An 11708-nucleotide genomic window follows, 5' to 3' on the forward strand; every position below is an offset into this window, starting at 1 on the left:
GGCCAAAGACTTCGAGAAAACTATCGCTTCTTCCGAAGCGTGGATATACATCGCAAATATCCGCTTCCTCACACGGCGTATCGCAAGAGCCTGATATCATTACATTCATTATGATTCAGGCTCTGAGGTGGGAGTCAGGAAGCACTTCGTCGGAAAGCTAATATTCCGTCTAGGCGCCATGCGTCGGAATTTTAAAGAAATTATAACATGTAAAATGTTTACGATTGGGGACTTTCGTGAAACTGCCATCGAATTATGTGGTAATAAAAACCGCAAAAGTAACTCTGGTCGCCGCCTTTATTTCTATTTCGCTGTCAACCGGTATTCGCGTCATCGTTGGTGCCCAAGCTGATACAATCACAATCCTTGTCCGCCTAATATTACCATTTCTTATCGCTATTCCAATTGGATTAATCTGGTTTTCTAGGCTAGAGAAGCTTGAGCGAACCTACCGGGCGTTAGTAAAACATTCTAATGAACTAGCAAGAACAGCGAGTACGGATCCATTAACAGGAACTCTGAATCGACGAGCTTTTATCAAGCAATTTGAAGCTGCACTGGAGATTGGTGTTCAGGGGCGTTGGTGCATGAAGGCGTTCAGATTTACTGAACTTAGAGAATTAGGCTTTAGCCGTTGACGTTTTCGTTTCGTCTTCGGGGTCTCGTTCATGCCTTTCAAACATAACGCTGCTCAACGCCATAAGATACCGCCGCAGAAGTTCAAGGTTATCAACTGGCCTGAGTATGATGCTGGTTTGCGCCAGCGTGGCAGCATCACTTTCTGGATCAGTGAAGATGCCATTGCGGGTTGGTCAGCCCCGCGCCGCACAACACCCGGTGGGCAGGCGCGCTATTCAGAACTGGCGATTGAAACATCTTTGATGTGCGGGCAGGTCTTCAATCAACCCTTGCGCCAGACTGAAGGCTTGATGATGTCTTTGTTGCAATTGATGGGCCTTGATCTGCCAGTCCCTGATCATACGACATTAAGTGGACTTGTCACGGTTTGATTCCGCCTCCTTGAATAGACTATTTGTCATTAAGGAGAAGATTTATGGCAGTGTTACATACTGATGCTTTCCGACGCGAAGCCGTTCGGATTGCACTTACAAGTGGCCTTACTCGGCGCGAGGTAGCGTCTGATTTGGGCGTTGGCCTTTCCACTTTATCAAAATGGATACAGCTCTCTCGTCCTGCGGATATGCCTCCAGCTAGCGATATTGATCTGGCGAAAGAAAATGAACGCTTGCGCAAAGAGAACCGCCTACTTCTGGAGGAGAGGGAAGTTTTAAATTGAAGCCGGAAATGTAATCGATCCAGTGAATCGATTACCCGGCGGAACGCCACCGTGTTCTTCGCGAACCAAAACAAGTAAGGTTTGCTTTCGTGGAAGAACACCGCCATCAAATTTCAGTTCATCGGCTTTGCCAGATTATGGATGTTACATCACGTGGTTATCGTGCGTGGCGCAGACGACCATTAAGCAAGCGGCAAAGACAGGACATGGTGATCCTCGCTCATATTCGAGAGCAATATCATCTTAGCCTTCAATCTTATGGTCGGCCTCGCATGACGCAAGAACTCCAGGATATAGGATTATCTGTTGGGCAACGACGCGTTGGCCGTTTGATGCGCCAGAACAACATCTATGCGGTTAGAACCCGCAAGCATAAGGTGACAACTGACAGCAACCATACTTTCAATATAGCCCCGAACTTGCTGGATCAGGATTTCACAGCTGACAAGCCCAATCAGAAATGGGCGGGCGATATCAGTTACTTATGGACACGCGAAGGATGGTTATATCTGGCTGTTATCATCGATCTCCATTCACGGCGCGTGGTGGGGTGGGCTGTCAGCGATCGTTTGAAACAAGATCTTGCATTACAGGCATTGAACAGAGCAATTGCTTTGCGCAATCCAGAGCCAGGCTGCATTCATCATACAGACCGTGGCAGTCAATACTGTGCTCATGACTATCAAAAGCGGCTGAAACAGCTCGAATTCCAGGTCTCGATGAGTGGAAAAGGAAACTGCTGGGATAATGCTGTGTCAGAAACATTCTTCAAGACACTGAAGGCGGAGCTGATTTGGCGACATACTTGGCAAACACGGCAGCATCTGACGGATGCGCTATTCAAATACATAAACGGATTTTACAACATACGCAGAAGGCATTCGACCCTCGGAGGAATATCGCCCGCTCAATTCGAACAAATAACCGCCGAAACAAGATCATGAGGCGGAAATAAAGCGGGACAAGTCCAGGTGTCAGCTGTTACTTATAGGCAGCTGCCGTCAAGAGCTTTGAGTGCGGCTCTGGGCGTTTGCCGCCGTGCTCACGTTCTTGACTGGCACTCAGATGGATCGATCCTCACTTGTTATGCTCAAGATTACCCATGTGCTCATCTGCGGAACTGAAAGCGCTGCGCTTACTCTGGCTTATAAAGCCTGGTGGGACTGCTTGTTTCGTTGTCGCAATACTTAGTTGGATCGACGAAGCCCATTTATTTGGATATTCACAATCTCTTTGGCTAAAGCAATTTTGTCGCTCTCAGTTTGAGCGCTTCTCGGTTGATACCAGATGGACAACCAGTTGATTGCGCCGAGTACGGCTTTGGCAGCTATCGACACATCAACCTCCCGAATGCTGCCGTCATCGATCCCTTCACGAATAATCTGCTTAAACAAATCTTCGAACCGACGTCGGATGGAAATAAGGTCGTTGAGTGTGCGGCGCTGATCTGGGGTGGTTGCCGCCAGCTTGTGCATATGGACGCCCTGTACCACCACGGCTTCGAAAGCGACGTTGGTCATCATGGTGAGCGCATGCGCCATGAGCATTTCTTCAAGTCGGTGCAGGCCCGAACCATTCATGGTCATAACCGATTCGACAGCCTTGAAAAGGCGATCCATACCTTCTCGGTGCACGTCGAAAAACAAATCCGTCTTCGATGAGTAGTAGTGATAAATGCGCCCTTTCGTAGAACCCATCCTGCGCGCCACATCATCAATGCTTGTTGACGAGAAGCCTTGCTCCATGAAGCACTGAGCGGCTGTTTCCAGGATTACGACATTGCCAGTATTGTCCGTTCGGTTATTTCGGCGGCGCTCAGCCATCTGCTACTCCGATTTATTTATAGGTAGGCGGCAACCAATCCTAACAAATTTCGATGGTAAAATGCCACTAGACAAAGCTATGTTCAAGTGCATACTACTGAGTATGTTGTTGATGAATGCGACTGCTGTCCATTTTTCGGCGCTTGGAGGATATAATTTTGGAAGTCAACCCCAATTCTGCTGCGTCTGCGCCCAATGCAGACGCGGAAAGTCTGGTTCTGTATTCAGATTGGATTAGTATCGATCAACAGCTGGTGAATCAGTTTGCGGATGTAATCGATGATCATCAATTCATTCACACGGACCCGGCGCGAGCTGCAAGCGAAAGTATCTTTGGCGGTACAATAGCACATGGCTTTCTTGTCCTTAGCTTGCTGTCCAAACTCAGCCGCGAAGTCTTGCCGGAAGTTGCCACAGGCGCAGTCGAAATCAATTATGGTTTCGACAAGATTCGCTTTCTCGCTCCGGTGAAGGTCGGTTCGTCTATTCGGGGTGTTTTCACTTCCAAATCGGTTCTGCCAAAGGGGAATGGCCAGCTTCAGACTCTTTGTGCGACTGTTGAAATTAAAGGTGAAGCAAAGCCGGCGCTGGCCGCTGATTGGCTTATTCTGACGGTAGGGTGAGGATCGTATGACTATTTCTTTTGAAAATCGCGTTGCAATCGTTACAGGCGCTGGCGGTGGGCTTGGACGTGCTTACGCCCTTGAACTCGCAGTCCGTGGCGCAAAAGTTGTCATCAACGATTTTGGCGGTAGCCGGGATGGAAGAGGCGGCGCGTCCGAAGCAGCTGAAAAAGTCGTTGCAGAAATTAGATCTAATGGCGGCGTTGCCATCGCCGATGCTGGCAATGTGGCAAAGTTCGAAGACATGCAGGCGCTGGCGAAGCGCACGGTCGAAGAATTCGGTCGCGTTGATATTCTCATCAATAATGCCGGGATCTTGCGCGACAAGAGCTTCGCGAAGATGGAAATGTCCGATTTTCGCGCCGTAGTTGACGTGCACCTTATTGGCTCGGCGAATGCCAGTCGCGCTGTCTGGGACATCATGAAAGGCCAGAACTATGGTCGCATCCTGATGACGACGTCTACGTCGGGTGTTTATGGGAATTTCGGGCAGTCCAATTATGGTGCGGCCAAAGCCGGGCTCGTGGGCTTGATGAATGTGTTGCAGCTTGAAGGCGACAAATACGACATTCATGTTAATGCTATTGCCCCGACTGCTGCAACGCGCATGACCGGCGATGTACTGGACGAAGAAATGCTGGTGCGTCTCGCACCTGAGAACGTCGTTCCTGCTGCTCTCTTCCTCGTTGGTGAACGAGCGCCAAGCCGCACGGTGCTTCTGGCTGGTGCGGGCACTGTGGCCCGTTTGGCGATTATAGAAAGTGAGGGGGTTTATCTACCAAAAGGCGAGCGAACACCGGAAGCCGTTGCCGCTGCTTTCACAAAGATAAACAACATGACCAATTTCTTAGAGACCGAAGCCGGTTTGGTACATGTGGATCGCATCATTGCGACGTCGCGCGCCAATGAGGTCATTGAATGACGGCCTCCAAAGCCCGTCCGAAGGCTGAACTACGGTCGGCCTATCGGGAGTTCTATGTGATGCAGACGCGCTGGAGCGACATGGACATTTATGGCCACGTCAACAATGTCGTCTACATGCAATATTGCGATGCAGCATTGAACCGGTCGCTTATTGCGTCTGGCGCTCTGGAGCTGAATGGTTCCACCCCCATTGGTATCGTTGCACGCAATTCAACGAATTATTTTTCCGAGATTTCCTACCCTGACAATGTCGTCGTTGGGGTTCGTGTTGAGCATGTCGGCAATACCAGTCTGCTGTGGGGGTTCGGTATCTTCAAGGATGGCGAAGAGCTGACCGCTGCGATAAGTGAATATGTGCATGTCTATGTAGACCGAGACACGCGACGGCCCGTTCCGCTTACTCCGGAACTGAGAAACCTAGCCGAAAGGCTTCACGTTCCAGCGCCAGTGGAGGAGCTCTGATGAGAGAAGCTGTAATCGTATCAACCGCGCGCACGCCGATTGGCAAAGCCTATCGCGGAGCCTTCAACGACACGACTGCGCCAGCGCTGGCGGGCCACGCGATTGCCGCTGCGGTCAAGCGGGCGGGCATCGATGGCGCGGAAGTAGAGGACGTCGTCCTCGGTGCTGCGCTTCAGCAAGGCACGACCCACATGAATATCGCCCGCACGTCCTTGTTGCGGGCTGGCCTTCCAGTTTCAGTTCCGGGCCAGTCGATGGATCGTCAATGCGCATCGGGGCTGATGGCTATCGCAACAGCCGCCAAACAGATAACCGGCGATGGTATGACGATTGCCATTGGCGGTGGCGTGGAGCAGATATCGCTGGTGCAGAACGATCATATGAATGTCTATCGCTGGCGCGATCCCGGGCTAAACAAGCATCTGCCCGCCACCTATATGAGCATGATTGAGACGGCCGAGATCGTTTCGGCGCGTTATGGCGTCTCGCGTGAGGCGCAGGACGAATATGGGCTTCAATCGCAGCAGCGCACAGCAGCCGCTCAGGCTGCGGGCCGGTTGAACGCCGAGATTGTACCGCTTCAATCCAATATGCTGATCAAGGACAAGGTCACAGGCGAGATATTTTCGAAAAGCGTCGAGCTGGCCATGGATGAAGGCAATCGTCCTGAAACCACACTGGATGGCTTGCGTGGATTGAAGCCTGTTTTTGCTGGTGCCCAGACTGTAGGTCAGGGTGGCTTTGTTACCGCTGGTAACGCCTCACAGTTGTCGGACGGGGCTTCCGCTTCCGTGCTGATGGAAGCGAAGGAAGCGGAAAAGCGGGGCCTTTCTCCGCTCGGTATTTATCGCGGGATGGCGGTTGCAGGTTGTGAACCTGACGAGATGGGCGTTGGTCCGGTTTATGCCGTGCCAAAACTGCTAAAACAGCATGGCTTGACGGTCGATGATATCGATCTGTGGGAGTTGAATGAGGCCTTCGCAGTGCAGGTACTTTATTGCCGCGACAAGCTCGGCATCGATAATGACAAGCTCAATGTGAATGGCGGCGCTATTTCCATTGGCCATCCTTATGGAATGTCGGGTGCACGAATGACCGGGCACGCTCTCATCGAAGGTAAGCGGCGCAATGGACGTTATGTAGTGGTGACTATGTGCGTTGGCGGCGGCATGGGCGCGGCAGGCTTGTTCGAGATTTGTTGATCGAGACGAAAAAAGGCCGGTTTAACCGGCCTTTTTTTGATGCCAGGTGCGACTATATCAATATGCAGCCTTATAAATCGCCAGAGCATCCGACTCGGTTACCTTGCGAGGATTGTTGACCAGAAGACGGGTCTGTTTCATGGCGTCGCGAGCAAGCAGAGGCAGATCGCCTTCCGCAATATTCACCTCGCGTAATGTTTGTGGCACGCCAAGCTCGCGGCTGAGATCTGCCAGTTTTTCGACAAAGGCTTCTGCGCGTTTTTCCACGGATATGCTGGCAAGTTCGGGGAAAGCATCCGCTGCGATTTCCGCGTAAATATGGCTTGCTTCCGTAAGGTTGAAGCGCAGCACATGCGTGAGCACGAGTGCATTGGACAAGCCGTGCGGCACATGGAAATGCCCGCCAATCGGATAGGCGAGCGCATGAACCGCAGCCACCGGTGAATTGGCAAAAGCCTGACCGGCAAGCAATGAGCCAAGCAGCATGGCAGCCCGTGCATCACGGTTCTGGCCTTCAAAGACTGCAGTGCGGATATTGGATCCGAGCAGTTGCAGGGCGTTGCACGCCAATGAGCGCGACAGGGGATTGTTGTTGGCAGACGCTGACGCATATGCCTCAATGGCATGCACCATCGCATCGATGCCGATAGCGGCGGTTACCGCTGCTGGCAGACCTACGGTCAAATCTGCATCAAGCACTGCCATGTCCGGCAGCAGAAGCGGAGAAACGACGCCCTTCTTTTCCGATGCTCCCGTGGTGATAATCGATATCGGTGTGACTTCCGACCCTGTTCCCGCTGTCGTCGGCACCACAACGAGCGGCAGGCGCGGGCCACGTGCAATGTTGACGCCGTAAATGTCGTTGGGCACTTGGCCACTCTTTGCGATCAGGGCTGCAACCTTTGCAACATCCATCGAGGAGCCGCCGCCAATGGCGAGGACACCTGTCGCTTCATGTGCCAGAATGTGATCTTTCAGCGCGAGAACATTGCTTTCTGGCGGATCAGCCTGCACGTCGTCAAAGATCGAAACGGCAATGTCTGCTTGTTCCAGCGCATTTGTTGCAGGGTCCAGAAGTCCGAGCTTGCGCAATCCCTTGTCGGTCACGATCACAACGCGCTTGCCCAACAGGTGCCCGGCAATATCGGCGATCTTCGCCAGACCACCGTTCTGTAGCACGATGGATGGCGTTGTGTTGATAACGAAATTTTCCATGTGTTCGGTTCTTTCGATTTATCGGTTTCGAGCTTCTACAAATCAACTTGCGCGTTTCACTTTCAACTCGCGATCGATCGTGTCTCCAGTAACCCCTTCACTGCGCAAAATATGTTTCTGAATTTTACCGCTGGACGTCTTTGGAAGAAATCCCAAAATCCGCACATAGCGCGGCACCATAAAGCGGGGCAGACGACCTGCGAGAAAATCCAGTAGTTCCTCAGCAACAATTTCCTGTCCTTCCACGGGCGTCACGGCGATCAGGACTTCATCCTCGCTCAATTCACTGGGTACTGCGATAGCTGCGCATTCTTTAACGTTTTCGTGGAAAAGCACTTCGGCTTCCAAGGCGAAAGACGAGATATTTTCGCCGCGCCGCCGAATGACGTCTTTCAGACGATCAACGAAGAAATAAACCCCGTTTTCATCCTTGCGAAAACTGTCGCCTGTGTGAAACCAGCCATTGCGCATCGCTTCCACGGTAGCTTTCGGGTTGTTGTAATAGCCTTTCATCAAAGCCCATGGACGGTCGGAGCGGATCACCAACTCGCCTGCTTGTCCATCTGCCAACTCAATATCGTTTTCATCAACGATACGGAGTTGATACCAAGGGCGTGGTTTTCCAGCGATGCCTTTTTGCGTGATGCCTGGGCCGGCAACAAGTGGGCTGGCGATTTCGGTCATGTTGTAGATGGTCCAGGCCTCCACACCAAATCTTTCGGCGAACAACGGACCATCCTCACCGAACGGGGTAATGAAGGCGCGGCGCAGCGGGTGGTTGCGGTCATCCGGTGAAACGGGTTGTTTCAGAAGGAAGCTCGCCATCACGCCGAGCAACAGGCAGTAGGTCGATTTCGTTTCCTGCACCGCTTGCCAGAAATGCTGCGTTTTGAATTCGCGCATCATGCCAATCGACAGTCCGCGTGCCAACATCGCATAGACATAGAGCGTGGAACCGCAATGGAAGATCGGCCCACAGATCATGCAACGATCCGTTTCGTCGACGCAATCAAATGCGTCTGGACCCATCGTATAGAGCTGCACATAAGACGTCACGACGCCCTTGGCATTGCCAGTCGTACCAGAAGTGTACATGATCGCGAGTGTGTCCCACGGCTCAATCGGCGTGTCGAGAACAAGTTCGGTCTCACTGACGGTTTCAACATCAATCAGAGGCAGGGTTTCCACGCCAGCGACTGCGCAGTCAACTGTGCCCTCAACCACCAGAACCTTACGCAGCTTGCCCCGAGCGATGTCTCGCAAACGTTCCACGAGGTCAACATGTGCGACCATGAGCGGCGCGTCCGCGTCGTCCAGAATATGTTCCAGCGGGCGTCCGAGTGCAGCGGTATTAATTGGCACATAAACTGCACCAATATAGTTGATAGCAAACCAGGTTGTGAGCAGGTCAGGGCCGTTGCCCATAAAGCAAAGGACATGATCGCCGCGTCTCACGCCATGCAATTGCAATGTTGCTGCGCGCCGGCGAACATGATCGCGCGTTGTCTGATAGTCCCACTCGATCGATGGCCAGAAATGAACGAAGGGTGCTGTCGGTTGCTCTGCAGCAAAACGATCAAGAATGTATCGTAACACCGAATGCTCACGGTTTAATGCGCGCTGGTCTGCCGTCATATTTAGAAATCCTCCTGCCCGATTTGCGACTAAACCTTCAAAAGAGGGCAGTTGCAAACTCAAAAAGAATATGCAACATACTCAGTAGTATGTCAAAGCTGAATTCGATTGGGAGGATTGAAATGGCCATTGTGGACATCCGGCGCGAAGGCCCCCTCGCTATCGTTACTTATGATCGCGGAGCGAAGGCCAATGCGCTGAATGATGAAGCCATCAATGCGCTGATTGCGGCGGCAGATGAGCTTTCAGCGGATGTCGGGATTCAGGTTGTTATCCTCAGCGGAACGCAGTCGCGTTTTTCCGGTGGCGTGGATCTGAAGGATGATCTGCTCTGGCGTCCCGATGCAGATGCCGTCACCCGTCATAATGCGATGGCGCAGGGTGGGCGCATGTGTGAGCGATGGCGCAGTCTGCCACAGGTGACGATTGCAGCCGTTGAAGGTCCGGCAGTTGGCGGTGGTGGTATTCTCGCGCTCTCTGCCGATTTTCGCATCATGGCGGAAAGTGCCTTTTTTCAGTTCCCGGAAGTGCGCCTTGGCATGACGCTGGGCTGGGGTGGCCTGCCGCTATTGAGCGGACTTATCGGACCTTCAAAAACCAAGCGACTGCTGTTTACCGGTGAGCGTGTTTCAGGTGAAAGCGCGCTGACCCTTGGTCTGTGCGATGAGATTGCGGCGGATGGGGCTGCGTTGTCTGCCGCGAAAACTCTGGCTGCGACCATCCTTGAATGCCCGCCATTGGCGCTGCGCATGTCTAAACAGGCAATCGATTCCAGATACCGCACCAACTGGGCAAATGGCTACGAAGCTGATCAGTTTTTGCTGGCAAAGATAATCGGGGAGACGGTCAGCGAGGCAAGCTGACCGATAAAAGTGTGGAGGAGACACTCAAATGAAAGCATTCATAGCGACAGCTGCTCTGGCGGCAATGATCAGTGCAAGTCCGGCTCTTTCTGAGCCGGTGCGGCTCGGTGTTCTGACAGACATGTCGGGGATGAATTTTGATCTCGCAGGTGAGGGCTCAGTCGTCGCCGCGAAAATGGCAGTCGAAGATTTTGGCGGCAAGCTGAATGGTGAGACGATTGAAGTGATCGTCGGTGATCATCAGAATAAGCCTGACATCGGTTCTACGCTTGCTCGGCGCTGGATTGATGAGCAGAACGTCAAGGCCATTATCGATGTGCCGACATCTTCTGTTGCGATGGCCGTGCAGGAAATCACCCGCGATAAGGACATAGCCTTTCTTGCTTCGACCGCAGGTTCATCTGACCTGACGGGTAAGGCCTGCTCGCCAACCACCGCGCAGTGGACATGGGACACCTATGCACTCGCGAACGGCACGGGTCGCGCTGTCACGCAGGAAGGCGGAAAAAAATGGTACTTTATTACCGTTGATTACACCTTCGGCCATGCGCTTGAGCGTGATACAACTGAGGCCGTCAAAGCCAGCGGCGGTGAAGTCGTAGGCTCCGTACGCCATCCGCGCGAAACGACAGACTTCTCCTCATTCCTGTTGCAGGCACAGGCATCTGGTGCCGACGTCATTGCGCTCGCAAATTCATCGGGGGACACAATGACGGCGCTCAAGCAGGCCAGTGAATATGGCATTACGCAAAGCGGCCAGCGTATTGCGGGCATGCTGTTGTTCCTTTCTGATATTCACAGTGTTGGTCTGGAAACAGCGCAGGGGCTGACGCTGACCACCGGCTTCTATTGGGACTATGACGACCAGACGCGCGAATGGTCAAAGCGCTTTGGCGAGCGGATGGGCGGTAAGATGCCAACCATGGTTCATGCCGGGGTCTATTCCTCTGTTATGAACTTCCTCAAAGCCGCAGAAGCCGCGAAGTCAACGGGGGGCAAAGCCGTTCTCGACCAGATGCGCGGCATGGACATCAATGATTTTTTCGCCCGCAATGCAAAACTGCGTGCAGACGGTCGCATGGTACATGACATGTATCTGGTGCAGGTCAAGACACCAGAAGAATCCACTGGTCCATGGGACTACTACAAGGTCCTCAAAACCATTCCAGGTGAAGAAGCGTTCCGTCCGCTTGATAAAGGCGGCTGCCCCTTGGTCACGCAATAAGGGTGTGATTGGATGAACACAGCAATTGAGAATGCCACGGCTCTGCGAGAAGCAGAGCCGTCAGGGACGGTTCTTTCAGCGCGCGGGTTGGGCAAGTCGTTTGGCGGCTTTCATGCGGTGAAGAATGTCGATCTTGATGTGGAGCACGCGCGTGTTCATGCACTGATCGGGCCGAATGGTGCAGGCAAGACAACCGTTTTCAACCTGCTCACCAAGTTTCTCCAGCCAACAAGCGGCGAGATTACGCTGCTTGGCGAAAACATCACCAAAACCAATCCCGCCAAAGTGGCGCGGATGGGGCTGGTGCGTTCTTTCCAGATTTCCGCAACCTTTCCGCATCTGAGCGTGCTGGAAAATGTGAAGGTCGCGCTTCAGCGTCCGAGTGGTCTGGCAACACAGTTCTGGCGCTCGCTGTCCGCCCTTGATCAGCTTGATGCAA

10 protein-coding genes and 4 pseudogenes are annotated in these 11708 nt (G+C 52.8%); 11 read left to right on the forward strand and 3 right to left on the reverse strand.

What is annotated here, in order from left to right:
- From OPR82_RS22135 to OPR82_RS22150, 4 pseudogenes are all read left to right on the forward strand, one after another.
- Positions 1-94, forward strand: a pseudogene (locus OPR82_RS22135) (IS5/IS1182 family transposase); the annotation flags it as partial.
- Between the two features lie 142 nt (positions 95-236).
- A pseudogene (locus tag OPR82_RS22140) lies at positions 237-578 on the forward strand (GGDEF domain-containing protein); the annotation flags it as partial.
- A gap of 90 nt (positions 579-668) precedes the next feature.
- A pseudogene (locus OPR82_RS22145) lies at positions 669-992 on the forward strand (transposase); the annotation flags it as partial.
- Positions 993-1054: 62 nt separating this feature from the next.
- Positions 1055-2241, forward strand: a pseudogene (locus OPR82_RS22150) (IS3 family transposase).
- A gap of 243 nt (positions 2242-2484) precedes the next feature.
- Here the strand turns inward: OPR82_RS22150 and OPR82_RS22155 are convergent.
- Complete coding sequence (locus tag OPR82_RS22155; protein WP_265987136.1) at positions 2485-3120, reverse strand: TetR/AcrR family transcriptional regulator; 636 nt, start codon at positions 3118-3120, stop codon at positions 2485-2487.
- Positions 3121-3278: 158 nt separating this feature from the next.
- On the opposite strand from OPR82_RS22155, the gene OPR82_RS22160 reads away from it, so the two are divergent.
- Genes OPR82_RS22160 through OPR82_RS22175 form a run of 4 tightly spaced genes read left to right on the forward strand, consistent with a single transcriptional unit; the run spans position 3279 to position 6331 of the window.
- Positions 3279-3743, forward strand: coding sequence for a MaoC family dehydratase (locus OPR82_RS22160; protein ID WP_265987137.1), 465 nt, complete (start codon positions 3279-3281; stop codon positions 3741-3743).
- 7 nt (positions 3744-3750) lie between these two features.
- The gene (locus OPR82_RS22165; protein WP_265987138.1) at positions 3751-4665 is read left to right on the forward strand and encodes an SDR family NAD(P)-dependent oxidoreductase; all 915 of its coding nucleotides are present in this window, start codon (positions 3751-3753) and stop codon (positions 4663-4665) included.
- Positions 4662-5129 carry an acyl-CoA thioesterase gene (locus OPR82_RS22170; RefSeq protein WP_265987139.1) on the forward strand — a complete coding sequence of 156 codons (468 nt, stop codon included), beginning with the start codon at positions 4662-4664 and terminating at the stop codon, positions 5127-5129. The genes OPR82_RS22165 and OPR82_RS22170 overlap by 4 nt, the downstream gene beginning before the upstream one ends.
- The gene (locus OPR82_RS22175) at positions 5129-6331 is read left to right on the forward strand and encodes an acetyl-CoA C-acyltransferase (RefSeq protein ID WP_265987141.1); all 1203 of its coding nucleotides are present in this window, start codon (positions 5129-5131) and stop codon (positions 6329-6331) included. The genes OPR82_RS22170 and OPR82_RS22175 overlap by 1 nt, the downstream gene beginning before the upstream one ends.
- A 57-nt stretch (positions 6332-6388) precedes the next feature.
- On the opposite strand, the gene OPR82_RS22180 is transcribed toward OPR82_RS22175, so the two are convergent.
- Complete coding sequence (locus OPR82_RS22180) at positions 6389-7546, reverse strand: iron-containing alcohol dehydrogenase (RefSeq protein WP_265987142.1); 1158 nt, start codon at positions 7544-7546, stop codon at positions 6389-6391.
- A 42-nt stretch (positions 7547-7588) separates the two neighbouring features.
- Positions 7589-9181 (reverse strand): AMP-binding protein, encoded by a 1593-nt coding sequence (locus tag OPR82_RS22185; RefSeq protein WP_265987144.1) that lies wholly within the window; start codon positions 9179-9181, stop codon positions 7589-7591.
- Between the two features lie 122 nt (positions 9182-9303).
- Here OPR82_RS22185 and OPR82_RS22190 point away from each other — a divergent pair, with 122 nt between their 5' ends.
- The 3 genes from OPR82_RS22190 to OPR82_RS22200 all read left to right on the forward strand — a co-directional run.
- Positions 9304-10044: an enoyl-CoA hydratase/isomerase family protein gene (locus OPR82_RS22190; RefSeq protein WP_265987145.1), complete on the forward strand. Its 741-nt coding sequence runs from the start codon at positions 9304-9306 to the stop codon at positions 10042-10044.
- Positions 10045-10072: 28 nt separating this feature from the next.
- Positions 10073-11269 (forward strand): ABC transporter substrate-binding protein, encoded by a 1197-nt coding sequence (locus OPR82_RS22195; RefSeq protein ID WP_265987146.1) that lies wholly within the window; start codon positions 10073-10075, stop codon positions 11267-11269.
- 12 nt (positions 11270-11281) lie between these two features.
- Positions 11282-11708: ATP-binding cassette domain-containing protein (locus OPR82_RS22200; RefSeq protein ID WP_265987147.1), on the forward strand; the 427-nt coding region annotated here is incomplete at its 3' end.

This window comes from Ochrobactrum chromiisoli, assembly GCF_026241335.1.
GTDB lineage: Bacteria > Pseudomonadota > Alphaproteobacteria > Rhizobiales > Rhizobiaceae > Brucella > Brucella chromiisoli.